The sequence below is a fragment of the Streptosporangium brasiliense genome (assembly GCF_030811595.1).
Lineage (GTDB): Bacteria > Actinomycetota > Actinomycetes > Streptosporangiales > Streptosporangiaceae > Streptosporangium > Streptosporangium brasiliense.
Genome location: NZ_JAUSRB010000002.1, coordinates 300,688 through 314,693, shown reverse-complemented (window position 1 = coordinate 314,693; position 14,006 = coordinate 300,688). Strand labels below are relative to the sequence as shown.

Annotated in this window: 13 protein-coding genes; 8 read left to right on the top strand and 5 right to left on the bottom strand. The window is 71.1% G+C overall.

Going from position 1 to position 14,006, the window contains the following annotated elements:
• Positions 1-304 precede the first annotated feature (304 nt).
• Positions 305-3,106 (top strand): preprotein translocase subunit SecA, encoded by a 2,802-nt coding sequence (gene secA, locus J2S55_RS09885; protein ID WP_306859006.1) that lies wholly within the window; start codon positions 305-307, stop codon positions 3,104-3,106.
• Positions 3,107-3,409: 303 nt separating this feature from the next.
• On the opposite strand, the gene J2S55_RS09880 is transcribed toward secA, so the two are convergent.
• From J2S55_RS09880 to J2S55_RS09865, 4 genes are all read right to left on the bottom strand, one after another.
• On the bottom strand, positions 3,410-3,919 hold the full coding sequence (locus J2S55_RS09880; protein WP_306859004.1) for an Rv3235 family protein: 510 nt from the start codon (positions 3,917-3,919) through the stop codon (positions 3,410-3,412).
• 206 nt (positions 3,920-4,125) lie between these two features.
• On the bottom strand, positions 4,126-5,454 hold the full coding sequence (locus J2S55_RS09875) for a PTS transporter subunit EIIC (RefSeq protein ID WP_306859003.1): 1,329 nt from the start codon (positions 5,452-5,454) through the stop codon (positions 4,126-4,128).
• Positions 5,455-5,574: 120 nt separating this feature from the next.
• On the bottom strand, positions 5,575-6,912 hold the full coding sequence (locus tag J2S55_RS09870; RefSeq protein ID WP_306859001.1) for a PTS transporter subunit EIIC: 1,338 nt from the start codon (positions 6,910-6,912) through the stop codon (positions 5,575-5,577).
• Between the two features lie 45 nt (positions 6,913-6,957).
• Positions 6,958-7,698, bottom strand: a complete 741-nt coding sequence (locus J2S55_RS09865; RefSeq protein WP_306858999.1) for a GntR family transcriptional regulator — start codon at positions 7,696-7,698, stop codon at positions 6,958-6,960.
• Between the two features lie 160 nt (positions 7,699-7,858).
• On the opposite strand from J2S55_RS09865, the gene J2S55_RS09860 reads away from it, so the two are divergent.
• The 7 genes from J2S55_RS09860 (at position 7,859) to nagZ (ending at position 13,782) form a co-directional block, all read left to right on the top strand.
• The gene (locus tag J2S55_RS09860; protein WP_306858997.1) at positions 7,859-8,893 is read left to right on the top strand and encodes an SIS domain-containing protein; all 1,035 of its coding nucleotides are present in this window, start codon (positions 7,859-7,861) and stop codon (positions 8,891-8,893) included.
• A 52-nt stretch (positions 8,894-8,945) separates the two neighbouring features.
• The gene (locus tag J2S55_RS09855) at positions 8,946-9,182 is read left to right on the top strand and encodes a PTS sugar transporter subunit IIB (protein WP_306858995.1); all 237 of its coding nucleotides are present in this window, start codon (positions 8,946-8,948) and stop codon (positions 9,180-9,182) included.
• A gap of 51 nt (positions 9,183-9,233) precedes the next feature.
• Positions 9,234-9,680 (top strand): PTS sugar transporter subunit IIA, encoded by a 447-nt coding sequence (locus J2S55_RS09850; RefSeq protein WP_306858993.1) that lies wholly within the window; start codon positions 9,234-9,236, stop codon positions 9,678-9,680.
• 32 nt (positions 9,681-9,712) lie between these two features.
• Positions 9,713-10,411, top strand: a complete 699-nt coding sequence (locus tag J2S55_RS09845; protein ID WP_306858991.1) for an HAD family hydrolase — start codon at positions 9,713-9,715, stop codon at positions 10,409-10,411.
• Positions 10,412-10,456: 45 nt separating this feature from the next.
• Positions 10,457-10,714, top strand: a complete 258-nt coding sequence (locus J2S55_RS09840) for an HPr family phosphocarrier protein (protein ID WP_306858989.1) — start codon at positions 10,457-10,459, stop codon at positions 10,712-10,714.
• Positions 10,711-12,393, top strand: coding sequence for a phosphoenolpyruvate--protein phosphotransferase (gene ptsP / locus J2S55_RS09835; protein ID WP_306858987.1), 1,683 nt, complete (start codon positions 10,711-10,713; stop codon positions 12,391-12,393). Before J2S55_RS09840 ends, ptsP begins: the two co-directional genes overlap by 4 nt.
• Before the next feature lie 72 nt (positions 12,394-12,465).
• Positions 12,466-13,782: a beta-N-acetylhexosaminidase gene (gene nagZ, locus J2S55_RS09830; RefSeq protein WP_306858985.1), complete on the top strand. Its 1,317-nt coding sequence runs from the start codon at positions 12,466-12,468 to the stop codon at positions 13,780-13,782.
• A 44-nt stretch (positions 13,783-13,826) separates the two neighbouring features.
• On the opposite strand, the gene J2S55_RS09825 is transcribed toward nagZ, so the two are convergent.
• On the bottom strand, positions 13,827-13,952 hold the full coding sequence (locus J2S55_RS09825; RefSeq protein ID WP_306858983.1) for a hypothetical protein: 126 nt from the start codon (positions 13,950-13,952) through the stop codon (positions 13,827-13,829).
• Positions 13,953-14,006: the final 54 nt, after the last annotated feature.

Sequence of the window (14,006 nt, the reverse complement as noted above, 5' to 3'; positions counted from 1 at the left end):
GAGCCCGGCGCGACCGCGGTCACGGCCGGCCGGGGCGGCGTCTTTCCAGGTCCCTCGGGTCCCCTCGGGGCGCGACGCGCCCGTAGGCTGCGTCTTCGCCCTACGTATGCGCAAACGGGCATACCCTTTAGGCTGGCTACTACTCCCAATGAAAAGGGCGCGGGGAACTCCCCGGACGCGAAGAGCGTCTTTCAGGGTGGCTGTGTCTGGTGGTAGAACCGCCTACGATGGCAGCGGAGAACCGTGTCTCGTCCTCATCCGGGCCGGTCCGGCCACGGAAGACCTGCGAGGAGCTTTACCTAAAGTGCCAGCCTTTCTCGATAAGATTCTTCGCGCAGGCGAAGGCAAGCTTCTGCGTAAGCTCAAGCGGATCGCCGAACAGGTCAACTCCATTGAGGACGACTTCAAGAGCCTGACCGACGCCGAACTCCGCGCGCTGACCGCTGACTACAAGCAGCGTCACGCCGACGGCGAGTCGCTCGACGACCTGCTTCCCGAAGCCTTCGCCACCGTCCGTGAGGCCTCCCGCCGCGTGCTGGGCAAGCGCCTCTTCGACGTGCAGATCATGGGCGGGGCCAACCTGCACATGGGCAACATCTCCGAGATGCGCACAGGTGAGGGCAAGACCCTCACCTGCGCGCTCCCCGCCTACCTCAACGCCATCTCCGGCAAGGGCGTCCACGTCATCACGACCAACGACTACCTCGCCAAGCGCGACGCCGAGGAGACGGGCCGCATCCACCGTTTCCTCGGGCTCGAGGTCGGCGTGATCCTGGCGAACATGCCGCCCGAGGAGCGTCGCAAGCAGTACAACGCCGACATCACCTACGGCACGAACAACGAGTTCGGCTTCGACTACCTGCGCGACAACATGGCCTGGTCGCTGGAGGAGTGCGTCCAGCGCGGCCACAACTTCGGGCTCGTCGACGAGGTCGACTCGATCCTCATCGACGAGGCCAGGACGCCGCTGATCATCTCCGGCCCCGGCGAGCAGTCCGGCAAGTGGTACGCCGAGTTCGCCAAGATCGTCCCCCGGCTCCGCAGGGGCACCGAGGGCAAGGACGGCGAGGAGAACACCGGAGACTACGCCGTCGACGAGAAGAAGCGCACCGTCGGCATCTTCGAGTCCGGCGTGGAGAAGGTCGAGGACTGGCTCGGCATCGACAACCTCTACAAGCCCGAGCACACCCACCTGGTCGGCTTCCTCAACAACGCGTTGAAGGCCAAGGAGCTCTACAAGAAGGACAAGGACTACATCGTCACCGACGGCGAGGTCCTGATCGTCGACGAGTTCACCGGTCGAGTCCTGCACGGCCGCCGCTACAACGAGGGCATGCACCAGGCCATCGAGGCGAAGGAGGGTGTGAAGATCAAGGACGAGAACCAGACTCTCGCCACGATCACCCTCCAGAACTACTTCCGCCTCTACACCACCCTCTCCGGCATGACCGGCACCGCGGCCACCGAGGCCAACGAGTTCCACCAGACCTACAAGCTCGGCGTCGTCCCGATCCCGACGAACCGGCCGATGATCCGCAAGGACCAGGCCGACGTGGTCTACAAGACCGAGGACGCCAAGTTCCTGGCCTGTGTCGAGGACATCAAGGAGCGCTACGACAGGGGCCAGCCGGTCCTGGTCGGCACCACGAGCGTGGCCAAGTCCGAGCGGCTGGCCAAGGAGCTCAAGCGCAAGGGCATCAAGCACGAGGTCCTCAACGCCAAGAACCACGCGCGTGAGGCGGCGATCATCGCCGAGGCCGGCCGCAAGCACGCCGTCACCGTCGCCACCAACATGGCCGGTCGAGGCACCGACATCATGCTCGGCGGAAACCCCGACTTCCGCGCCGACGTGGAGCTGCGCAACCGCGGCCTGGACCCGGTCGAGACTCCCGACGAGTACGACAAGGCGTGGGGCGAGGCGCTGGAGAAGGCCAAGGACGCAGTGAGGGCCGAGCACGACGAGGTCACCGAGCTCGGCGGCCTCTATGTCCTGGGCACCGAGCGGCACGAGTCGCGGCGCATCGACAACCAGCTCCGCGGCCGCTCCGGCCGTCAGGGCGACCCGGGTGAGTCGCGCTTCTACCTCTCGCTCGAAGACGACCTCATGCGCCTGTTCAACTCGGCCAGGGTCGAGATGATCATGACGCGGCTGAACATCCCGGACGACGTCCCGATCGAGTCGGGCATCGTCTCCAAGGCCATCGCCTCCGCCCAGCACCAGGTCGAGCAGCAGAACTTCGAGATCCGCAAGAACGTTCTGAAGTACGACGAGGTCATGAACCGGCAGCGCAAGGTGATCTACGCCGAGCGCCGCCGGGTGCTGGAGGGCGCGGACCTGCACGAGCAGATCCGCGGCTTCATCAACGACGTCATCGACGAATACGTCGCCGGTGCCACCGCCGAGGGCTTCGCCGAGGAGTGGGACCTCGACAAGCTCTGGAAGGCGCTCGGCCAGCTCTACCCGACCACCCTCACCATCGACGGCCTCGTCGAGGAGGGCGGCGGGCGCGAGGAGCTCACCGCGGAGTTCCTCAACGAGAAGATCAAGGCCGACGCCATGGCCGCCTACGACCGCCGCGAGCAGGAGCTCGGCCCGGAGACCATGCGGGAGCTGGAGCGCCGGGTCATCCTGTCGGTCCTCGACCGCAAGTGGCGCGAGCACCTCTACGAGATGGACTACCTCCAGGAGGGCATCGGCCTGCGCGCGATGGCGCAGCGCGACCCCCTGATCGAATACCAGCGCGAGGGCTTCGACATGTTCTCCCAGATGCTGGAGGGCATCAAGGAGGAGTCGGTCGGCTATCTGTTCAACCTCGAGGTCGAGGTGCAGACCAATCCGATCGTCGAGGAGCACGACCACGCGCACGAGGACGAGGCGATCACGGAGACCCGCTCCATCATCGCCCGCGGTCTGCGCGGCCCGCAGCGCCCCTCCGAGCTGGAATACACCGCGCCCGGTGAGGCCGGCGAGATCGAGCACACCCGGGTCAGCACCAAGGCCGAGCGCGACGCCTACGGCAATGTCGAGCGCAACGCCCCGTGCCCCTGCGGCTCCGGCAAGAAGTACAAGCGCTGCCACGGCGACCCCAGGAACGTCGAGGTCTGAGCGCTGACCGAGCGCTGACCGGAGGGCCCGCACGCCGGGTGCGGGCCCTCCGGCTTTCCCGCCGTCCGCCGACGCCCTGCCCGACGCGCCGTCACCGGCTGCCGGCGCCCTGCCGGACAAGCGGTCACCAGCCCGCGCCGTCACCGGCCGCGTGCGGGCCACCGCCGTACGGCGTGCGGTCACCGGCCGTGCCGGTCACCGGCCGCGTGCGGGCCACCGCCGTACGGCGTGCGGTCACCGGCCGTGCCGGTCACCGGCCGCGTGCGGGCCACCGCCGTACGGCGTGCGGTCAGCGGTCAGGGGTCAGGGGGTCGTCTCGACGTCGGTGCACAGCCACTGCACACCCCGGCGCTCCAGCCGCAGGGCCAGCACGCGCGGCCGGTCCCCGCAGTGCACCAGGACGCACATCTCCACGACCCCGTCCTTGGGCTGGGACACGTGCGCCGTGCCGACCAGCGGCGGCCGCGCGCAGTTGATGATCTTCCCGCTCCTGACCAGCTCGGCGTGGGCGCGGCCGGTCATGTGCGGGGAGACGCTCGCCGGCGGCCGCCTGCCGGACAGGACCTCGGCGACGGCCTGGCCGAGGGCGCGCAGCCGCCGCTCGTCGGGGACCGCGCCCGGCGGCCCCCAGATCAACGGGCTCCGGGCGGGAGGCTCGACCGGCTCGGGCCCGTAGGCGAGGGCGAGTGCCCCCTGGACGTACGGCGGGGCGGCCGGGAGGTCTCCTGACGGCCGCTCGTCGTCGTAGGGCGGCTCGGCGGAGGGGGACGGCGCGACCCGGGGGAGGGGGACCGGCCGTGAAGTACGGGACATGGCAACTCCGGTTTTCGTCGGCTGAACTGACACATCTAGGAGTTTCCGGTCCCCTGTCCAGATACATCGGCCGCCAACTTCCCCGTGATCCCCGCTGTTTCGTCCGGGTTAGGTGGAGAAGGTGACCCCAAGCTGGAGCGGTCCCCGACCGGGGAGGGCGGGTTCCGGAATGAGCCGTGATCTCCGAGGGGCGGCCGAAACGCCGCTCAGGGGACGGGAGGCCCGGCGGCGCCAGGCGGGGCGTCGGCGTCCTCCGGCTCGCGGCCGGGGGTGGCCAGGTTCAGCCTCCTGATCAGGACGGTGAACAGCAGGTAGTAGACGACGGCGTAGATCAGGCCGAAGACGATGATCAGGCCGACCCGGTGGGTGTTGGACTTGCCCGCGTTGAGGAGCATGTCGATGGCGCCCCCGGAGAAGGTGAACCCGAGCCGGGCGCCCAGCTCGGCCATCAGGGCCATCGACAGCCCGGTGAGGAGGGCGTGCACCACGAACAGCACGGGCGCCACGAAGATGAAGGCGAACTCCAGCGGCTCGGTGATGCCGGTCACGAACGAGGTGAGACCGGCCGACAGCATGATGCCGCCGACGGTCGCGCGCTTGCCGTGCGGAGCCGCCTGCCACATCGCGATGGCGGCGCCCAGCAGGCCGAACATCATCACCGGGAAGAAGCCGGTCATGAAGATCCCGGCGCCGTCCTGGCCGGCGAAGTAGCAGTTCAGGTCGCCGGAGGCGTTCCTGGTCGCGCCCTCGACCCCGGCCTGGCACTCGGGGAGGGTGAACCAGACGATCGTGTTCAGGAAGTGGTGCAGGCCGACCGGGATGAGCAGGCGGTTGGCCACGCCGTAGACGCCCGCGCCCGCGGTGCCGTGGGCGGCCAGCCAGTCGCCCACGAGGGCCAGCCAGTCGCCGACCGGCCGCCAGAGCAGGCCGAAGATCACACCGAGGAGCAGCGCGGCGACGGCGGTGACGATCGGGACGGACCGCCGCCCGCCGAAGAAGGCGAGCCAGGAGGGGAGCTTGACCCGGTAGTAGCGCTGCCAGAGCAGGGCGGCGGTGATGCCGATGACGATCCCGCCCAGGACGCCGGTGGGGTTCTGCACGCCGAGGTTGAGCATGGGCAGGGGGCGCCCGTCGGGGCCCACGACGTTCAGCGCGATCTTCTTGTAGACCTCGGAGGCCGGGGCGGCGGTGAAGAACAGGGTCCTGCTGACCCGGTCGAAGACCAGGTAGCCGACCACCGCGGCGAGCGCGGTGGAGCCGTCGGCCTTGCGGGCGAACCCGATCGCGACGCCGACCGCGAACAGCAGCGGCAGGTTGTCGAACAGGGCGCCGCCGGCGGCGGCGAAGACGCCGGCCACCTGGTCGAGGAAGGCGTTGTCGGTCCGGCCGAGCAGGTCCTCCTGGCCGAACCTGAGCAGCAGGCCGGCGGCGGGCAGCACCGCGATCGGCATCATCAGCGAGCGCCCGATGCGCTGAAGTATCGCGAAGACCGACGACCACATCGACGGGCCGCGTTCTACGGCTGCCGTGCCCATCCCGAACCCCCTGCGTGCCGCGTCGTGCAGGGGGATGGTTGGTATCTACCACCCGCCGTCGTGAATACACAACGGGAGCGCCGGGGCCGGTCGCCGCACCGGTCCGGAGGCCGGGCGGGGTCAGGCCCGGCCGGTGGCCGCCGCGGCGGACTCGCCGGAGTCGACGTCGGGCTCGGGCTCGCGGCCCGGGGTCATGATGTTCAGCTTCCTGATCAGGAAGCTGAACACGGCGTAGTAGATCGCCGCGTACACGAGGCCCATCACGATGAGGATCGGGACGCCTTCGGCGTTGGGGGCGGTGCCGTACAGGACGAGGTCGATCAGGCCGGAGGAGAAGCTGAAGGCGAGCTTGGCGCCCAGGGCGGAGGCGATCGCCAGGGAGATGCCGGTCAGGACGATGTGCACCACGAACAGGACCGGGGCGACGAAGATGAAGGCGAACTCGATCGGCTCGGTGATCCCGGTGAGGAACGCGGTGAGCGCGGCGGAGATCATGATCGAGCCGACCGCGGCGCGGCGGTGCTTCGGCGCGGCCCGCCAGATGGCGACGGCCGCGGCGGGCAGGCCGAACATGAGGATCGGGTAGAGGCCCGCCTCGAAGCCGCCGTAGCCCGGGGCGCCGTTGTTGAAGCAGACCAGGTCGCCGGCGAGCTGCTTGCCGTCGACCACGCACTCCGGCACCTGGGTCCAGACCACGTTGTTGACGATGTGGTGCAGGCCCAGCGGGAGCAGCGCGCGGTTGACCATGCCGTAGACCCCGGCGCCGACCGTGCTGTTCTCGGCCAGCCAGGTGCCGAAGGCGCGCAGCCAGGTGCCGATGATCGGCCAGACGGCGCCGAACAGGACGCCCAGGACCAGCCCGGCGAAGGCGGTGATGATCGGCACCAGGCGGCGTCCGCCGAAGAAGGCCAGCCAGGTGGGCAGCTTGGTGCGGTAGTAGCGCTGCCACAGCAGCGCGGAGACGAGGCCCATGACGATGCCGCCGAGCACCCGGGTGGGGTTCTGCGCGCCGAGGTTGAGCACCACCTCCGGGACGCCCGGGTTGGCGGGGTCGAACAGCCGGCTGGAGATGGAGGCTCTGAGCCTGTCGTCGAAGAGGTTGAAGAACATGGTCATGCTGACGGCGTGGAAGACCAGGTAGCCGACGAGCGCGGCCAGCGCGGTGGAGCCGTCGGCCTTGCGGGCGAACCCGATGGCGACGCCGATCGCGAACAGGATGGGCAGGTTGTCGAAGAGCGCGCCGCCCGCGGTTTCGAGGACGTGGGCGACGTCGTCGAGGAAGGGGTTGTCGGTACGGCCGACGAGGTCGTCCTTCCCGAGCCGGAGGAGCAGGCCTGCGGCCGGCAGGACCGCGATCGGCAGCATGAGGGAGCGTCCCAGCCGCTGGAGCACGCTCATCACGGCGGATCCGGCCGGGGACGGGGCGGGGAGACCCGCGTCCGCTGAGGTGGAACTCATCGGACTTTCCTCCAGGGGGTGGGGAGAGGGAGGAGAGGGAGGGAGTCAGGAGCGACGGGCCGGTATCTCCAGGACCGTGCGGAGCTGGTAGCGGTCGGCGCGGTAGGTGGAGACCCCGAGTTCGGCGCAGACGCCTCCGGCGAAGGAGCGCCGCTGGAGCAGCAGGACGGCCCCGCCGCGCGGCAGCTTCAGCAGATCGGCGTCTCCGGGGTCGGCTATGCCGCCGTCGATGGTGAGCTCGCCCGCGTCGAGCACCAGGCCGTAGCGGGTCTCGAGCAGAGCGTAGAGGGAACGGCCCGTCAGGTCGTGGGTGTCGAGGTCGGGCGCGAGGGAGACCGGGATGTGGGCCCGCTCGATGCACATGGGCTCGTCGGCGGCGGTGCGCAGCCGTTCGATGAAGTGCACCTCGTCCCCGGGCTGGATGCCGAGCTCCCGGGCGAGGTGCGCGCTGGCCCTGACCACCCTGCGGTCCAGGTCGCGGGAGCCGGGCTCCATGCCCCTGGCGCGCATCTCGTCGCTGAAGGAGGTCAGCCGGAGGGCCATCTCGATCTTGGGGCGGGCCACGAAGGTGCCCTTGCCCGCGACGCGCTGCAGCCTGCCCTCGGAGACCAGGTGGTCGACGGCCTGCCGTACGGTCATGCGCGACAGCCCGAAGCGCTGGCAGAGCTCGCGCTCGGACGGGATCGCCATGCCGATCGCCAGCTCGTTGTTCTCGATGAGGTCGAGCAGGATCTCCCGGAGCTGGAAATACTTCGGCACCGGGCTGTCGGGATCGATCTGAGCCATGAGATCCTCCCCTCTCGATCTGAGATGTAGTGATGAGTTATGGTACGTACTGGTCTAGTCCGGACTAGACCACAGGCCGGAAAAGGGTGTCAATGTACGGACCGGCGACGGATCGATAACGGCCCGATCTCGCCATTCCGAACCGAAGGATGAGCGCTAGATGACGACCAAGATGCGCAGCGAGATCGCCGAGCAGCCTGCTGCGTTGCGAGCCACGCTGGACGCCCTCCTCCCCAGGGTCGGGGAGGTGGAGCAGCTCGCCGGGCAGACCCGTCAGCTGTTGTTCATCGCCCGTGGCACCTCCGACAATGCCGCAGTCTACGGCCGTTATCTGGCTGAAGCGCACACGGGCCGGCTGTCCACGCTCGCCGCCCCCTCCATCGCCACCACCTACAAGCGCAAGCTGGACCTCGACGGCGTCCTGGCCGTCGCGCTCTCCCAGTCGGGCCGGACCGAGGAGATCGTCGAGACCCTCGCCTGGGCCAAGGACTGCGGCGCCAAGACCGTGGCCATCACCAACGGCGGCGAGCAGAGCCCCCTCGCCCAGGCCGCCGACCTCGCGCTGTGCACGCTCGCGGGCGAGGAGAAGGCCGTCCCGGCCACCAAGACCTACACCACCCAGCTCGCCGCGCTGGCCGTGCTCGGCCTCGGCCTGGGCGCCGACGTCGACCCCGCCGACCTGCAGCGGGTGCCGGACGCGGTGGAGAAGCTGATCGCCGAGCCGGGCGACCTGGAGGCGATCGTCGAGGGCCTGGCCGACAAGCCGGGCGTCGTGGTCTCCGGCCGTGGCCTGGCCTTCTCCACCGCCCTTGAGCTGGCGCTCAAACTCAAGGAGGCGTGCTACCTGCACGCCATGGGCCTGTCCTACGCCGACCTGCTGCACGGCCCGATCGCCGTGGTCGACGAGGACACCCCGGCCATCCTGGTCGCGGCCGGCGAGGGTCCGACCCTGGCCGGGACCGTGGCGCTCGCCGAGCGGGTCACCGGCGCCGGGGCCTCGGCCTTCACCGTCGGTGGCGGCACGGCCCTCTCCTCGGTGGCCACCGCCGCGCTGAACGGTCCCGACCTCCCCGAGTGGGTCGCCCCGCTCGGCCTCATCGTCCCCGGCCAGCTCCTGACCGAGGCCCTCGCGCGCCGGCTGGGCATCGACCCCGACGCCCCCCGGGGTCTCAACAAGGTGACCCAGACCGACTGATCCTTCGGCGTCGTTTAGCCTGGTCAAAGACCGATGAGGACTGGAGGGCGACATGGCGGCCAACGCCGACGCGATCATCGCGGGGCTCGGTGGTGCGGACAACATCATCGAGATCGAACCGTGCATCACCCGGCTCCGCACCGAGGTGCGTGACGCCTCCAGAGTCGATCAGGCGGCCCTCAAGGCGGCCGGAGCGCACGGCGTGATGGCCGCGGGCAACATCGTCCAGGTGGTGGTGGGCCCGGAGGCGGACACGATCGCCAGCGACATCGAGGACATCATCGGCTGATGAGGGCCGGGCCGTCCCCGCCCTCGCGGCGGGGACGGCCGAGGGGGTGTGATGACCACAGTTCTGGCCCCGGTCGCGGGGGCGGCCGTGGGTCTTGGGGCGGTGCCCGACCCGGTGTTCTCGGAGGGCCTGGTGGGGCCCGGCATGGCGATCGAGCCGGCCAGGGAGCCGGGCGAGGCGGTCTCGCCCATCACAGGCAAGATCGTGAAACTGCACCCGCACGCGTTCGTCGTCGTCGGCGACGACGGCCGGGGAGTCCTGGTCCACCTGGGCATCGACACCGTGCAGCTCAAGGGGGAGGGTTTCGAGCTGCTGGTGTCCGAGGGGGACCGGGTGGGGGCCGGACAGCCCGTGGTGGCGTGGAACCCCGTGGAGGTCGAGGCGGGCGGCCGCTCCCCCGTCTGCCCCGTCGTGGCGCTGGACGCCACCGAGGGATCCGTCACCACACTCGCCGAGGGCGCGGTCCGCACGGGAGACGAACTCTTCCTGTGGAGGTGAGCCGTCCGGGATGAGGTTCCGGGCGGCGGGCGTTGGTCGCTCACAGGAGCACCTTCCGCGGGGACGACGGAGACCTGGAGGCGAGGACGGCCATGGACGCCGCGCTGTTCGACCTGGACGGCACACTGATCAACAGCGAGCACCGGAGCATGGCGATGTGGGCGATGCTGCTCGACAACCACGGGGTGGTCCACGACGAGGTCGTGCTGCGCGGGTTCATGGGCCGGCGCGGGCGCGACGTCCTGGCCGAGCGGGCCCACCTCTTCCCCGGCAGGCGGATCGACGACCTGATCAGCGAGGTCATGTCCTTCAACGACCATCCCGGCCTGCCCGCCGTCGTGCCGGTGCCCGGCGCCGCCGACCTGGTCCGCAGGGTCTCGGCGTACGGCTCGCCGATCGCGGTCGTCACCTCCGCCTCCCGGGAGTGGGCGGAGGAGCGGCTGGCGGAGGTCGGGGTACGCGACCTGGTGCGGGTCCTCGTGTCGGCCCGCGACGTGGTCGAGGGCAAGCCCGCCCCGGAGGGGTTCCTGCTGGCCGCCCACCGCCTCTCCGTCGATCCGGCGCACTGCGTCGCGTTCGAGGACTCGATCGCCGGGATTGCGGCGGCCAAGGCGGCGGGTATGAGGTGTGTGGGCATAGCGACGACCCACGCGGGCACCGAACTCACCGAGGCGGATATCGTCGTCGCCGATCTGACGGGGGTCGAATGGCCCCCGCCGACCCATGGATGAGCCGGGCGGTCTAGACCGCCCGGCCTGATTTCGCAGGAGGAACACGTGGCCCAGCGCCAAGTCACCGTTGAGTCCGAGGTCGGTCTGCACGCCCGCCCCGCGGCGACGTTCGTGCAGACCGCGGCGGCGGCGCCGGTGGACATCACCGTCGCCAAGGGCGGCGGCCAGCCGGTGAACGCCAAGAGCATTCTCGCGGTGCTGTCGCTCGACGTCCGCCAGGGCGACACCGTGGTGATCGCGGCCGAGGGCGAGGGCGCCGAGGAGATCGTGGACAAACTCGCCCTCATAGCCTCGGCACCATGACCGCGCTCTCGGGGGTGGGCGTGAGTCCGGGGGTCGGCCTCGGACCGGGTTACGTCATGGCGCACGAGGCTCCGGTGCCCGAGCCCGGCGCCCGCCACGGGGGGGACGCCGGGGCGGAGCGGGCCAGGGCCGCGCAGGCACTGGAGCGGGTCGCCGCCGACCTGGAGGAGCGGGGGGTCCGGGCGGGCGGCGAGGCCCAGGAGATCCTGGGCGCCCAGGCGCTGATGGCCCGTGACCCCGGCCTCGCCGTCGGGGTGGCCGAGCTGATCGACGCGGGCACGGGGGCGGCCCGCGCGGTCTACGAGGCGTTCGGCGCCTATCGCGAGCTGCTCGTCGCGGCGGGGGGATACCTGGGCGCGCGCGCCGCCGACCTGGACGACGTCAGGGACCGCGCCATCGCGGTGATCGAGGGTCTGCCGGTGCCCGGCCTGCCGGTCCGGGCGGCGCAGCCGTACGTCCTCATCGCCCGCGACCTGGCCCCCGCCGACACCGCGCTGCTGTCGCGGGACGTGGTGGCCGCCTTCGTCACCGAGCAGGGCGGGCCGACCAGCCACACCGCGATCCTCGCCCGCGCGATGGGGGTGCCCGCCGTCGTCGCCTGCCCGGGGGCGACCGCGATCGCGCCGGGCACGCCGGTGCTGGTGGACGGGGCCTCCGGGCTCGTACGGCCAGCGCCGACGGAGGAGGAGGTGGTCACGGCGAGGAACGCCGCCGCCGCCAGGGACGCCGTGCTCGCGGCCGCCACCGGGCCGGGGATGACCTCCGACGGGCACGCCGTCCCGCTGCTGGCCAACATCGGCGGGCCGCGCGACGTGGCGGCCGCCCTGGAGCACGGCGCGGAGGGCGTCGGCCTCTACCGGACCGAGTTCCTCTTCCTGGACCGGACGGCGGCGCCGTCGGAGCAGGAGCAGGAGGCCGCCTACCTGGAGGTGCTGAACGCCTTCCCGGGAGGCCGGGTGGTCGTGCGGACGCTCGACGCGGGGGCCGACAAGCCGCTGGCCTTCCTGCCGCCGCCGGGGGCGGAGCCGAACCCGGCGCTGGGGCAGCGCGGGCTACGGCTGCTCAGGGCATACCCGGAGATACTGAACACCCAGCTCGCCGCCCTGGCCAGGGCGGCCGCCCGCTCCTCGGCCAAGCTCCAGGTGATGGCCCCGATGGTCGCCACCGCCGAGGAGACCGCCTGGTACGTGGCGACCTGCAGGGAGGCGGGGCTGCCGGAGGCGGGAGTGATGATCGAGATCCCGTCGGCCGCCCTGCGCGCCGCCGACCTGGCCCAGGAAGCGGACTTCTTCTCGCTGGGCACCAACGACCTGGCCCAATACACCTTCGCCGCCGACCGGCAGGTGGGTGCGCTGACCGCGCTGCAGGACGCCTGGCAGCCCGCGCTGCTCGACCTGGTCGCGCTGGCCGTGACCGGGGCCGTCGAGCGCGGCCGGCCGTGCGGGGTGTGCGGGGAGGCGGCGGGCGACCCGGTCCTCGCCTGCGTGCTGGTCGGGCTCGGCGTCACCTCGCTGTCGATGGCCGCCCCCGCGCTGCCCGCCGTACGGGCGGCGCTGTCGCGGCACACCCGGGAGCAGTGCCTCCTGGCCGCGCAGTCCGCGATGACCACCGTCTCCGCGCAGGAGGCGCGCGCCGCCGCCCGCTCCCAGCTGCCCGGACTGGCCGGACTGGCCCTGTGACGGAAGGGGCGGGACCCACGTAAGTGGTCGGGCCGGGTGTCTCCGGTCGCCGACGCGGATAGCGTGGGTCCCATGGTTCGGTGCATTCGTACGACTGGTCTGGCAGTGATCGCCACTATGGTGGCCGGGTGCGCGGGGGCGGGGGCGACCCCGCCCGCCAGGCCCGCGGCCGGGCAGGTCGCCGACGCCGCCACGGGCGCCACCCCCGCACCGCCGGCCACGCCCAAGCCCTCGGGGGGCTCGCAGGTCGAGGCCGTGCTCGGCCGGATGAGCGTGGAGGACAAGGTCGGGCAGCTCTTCATGCCCGTGCTGTACGGCGCGGCGGCGGACACGACGTCGGGGGAGAACCAGGCGCGGTTCGGGGTGGGCACCCCGGCCAAGGCGGTCGCCAAATACCGGCCGGGCGGGGTGATCCTGTTCCCCTGGGCCGGCAACGTCAAGAACGCCCGGCAGATCGTGGCGCTGACCAACGGGCTGCAGAAGGCGTCGCCGGAGATCCCGCTGCTGATCGGCGCGGACCAGGAGAACGGCCGGGTCTCCCGGCTCGCCCCGCTGGTCACCGACATGCCCGGGGCCTCGGTCATCGGCTCGACCGGAGATCCCTCGCTGGCCCGGAAGGCGGCTGAGGTCACCGGCACCGAGCTGCGTGCCCTCGGCATCAACCTCGACTTCGCCCCGGTCGCCGACGTCAACATCAACCCGCGCAACCCGGTGATCGGCCCCCGGGCCTACGGCTCGGACCCGAAGAAGGTCGCGCCGATGGTCGCCGCCGCGGTCCAGGGCTTCCACGACGCCGGGGTCGCCAGCACGGCCAAGCACTTCCCGGGCCACGGCGACACCAATGTCGACAGCCACACCGGGCTGCCGGTGATCCAGCACTCCCTGTCGCAGTGGAGCAAGCTGGACGCGCCCCCGTTCGCCGCCGCCATCGGCAAGAACATCGACGCGATCATGAGTGCCCACGTGGTCATGCCCAAGCTCGACCCGTCCGGCGATCCGGCCACGCTCTCCAAGCCGATCCTGACCGGACTGCTCCGCCAGAAGCTCGGCTTCGACGGGGTCGTCTCGACCGACGCGCTGGACATGGCGGGGGTGCGCAAGAAGTACGGCGACGGGCAGGTGGCCGTGCGGGCCATCCAGGCCGGAGCCGACCTGCTGCTGATGCCGCCGGACTTCCCCACGGCGTACCAGGCGGTGCTGGCCGCGGTGAAGTCCGGGAAGATCTCCGCCGCCCGGCTCGACCAGTCCGTCCGGCGGCTGCTGAAGCTGAAGGCGGCCCGGGGCCTGCTGGACAGGGCGCCGGTCGCCGACCCGGCCCGGGCCGAGCGGGTGCTGCGCTCGGCCGAGCACCGCAAGGTCGCCCAGCTCATCAAGGACCGGGCCCGCTGACGCGGCCGGGCCGGCCGCGGCCGTGTCCGCCCGGCGGGGCTCCGCTACGCGGGCTGGAGCCCGCCGCGCCGGGCCATCGTCAGCACGAGGGACTGCACGATGCGCATGACGAGCGCTTCGAGCAGGAGGAAAGCCGCCTTGGCGAGAACCGAGGCCAGGAATTCAGACATAACAACCTCACAGCCACTAAAAAGCTCTTAAGGGGATATTTCAGGACGAAGTTA

Bases quoted from the DNA above. Each gene is read 5' to 3' on its own strand.
- J2S55_RS09880 (WP_306859004.1), bottom strand. From the start codon at position 3,919: ATGTCCCGTACTTCACGGCCGGTCCCCCTCCCCCGGGTCGCGCCGTCC.
- J2S55_RS09875 (WP_306859003.1), bottom strand. From the start codon at position 5,454: ATGGGCACGGCAGCCGTAGAACGCGGCCCGTCGATGTGGTCGTCGGTC.
- J2S55_RS09870 (WP_306859001.1), bottom strand. From the start codon at position 6,912: ATGAGTTCCACCTCAGCGGACGCGGGTCTCCCCGCCCCGTCCCCGGCC.
- J2S55_RS09865 (WP_306858999.1), bottom strand. From the start codon at position 7,698: ATGGCTCAGATCGATCCCGACAGCCCGGTGCCGAAGTATTTCCAGCTC.
- J2S55_RS09860 (WP_306858997.1), top strand. From the start codon at position 7,859: ATGACGACCAAGATGCGCAGCGAGATCGCCGAGCAGCCTGCTGCGTTG.
- J2S55_RS09855 (WP_306858995.1), top strand. From the start codon at position 8,946: ATGGCGGCCAACGCCGACGCGATCATCGCGGGGCTCGGTGGTGCGGAC.
- J2S55_RS09850 (WP_306858993.1), top strand. From the start codon at position 9,234: ATGACCACAGTTCTGGCCCCGGTCGCGGGGGCGGCCGTGGGTCTTGGG.
- ptsP (WP_306858987.1), top strand. From the start codon at position 10,711: ATGACCGCGCTCTCGGGGGTGGGCGTGAGTCCGGGGGTCGGCCTCGGA.
- nagZ (WP_306858985.1), top strand. From the start codon at position 12,466: ATGGTTCGGTGCATTCGTACGACTGGTCTGGCAGTGATCGCCACTATG.
- J2S55_RS09825 (WP_306858983.1), bottom strand. From the start codon at position 13,952: ATGTCTGAATTCCTGGCCTCGGTTCTCGCCAAGGCGGCTTTCCTCCTG.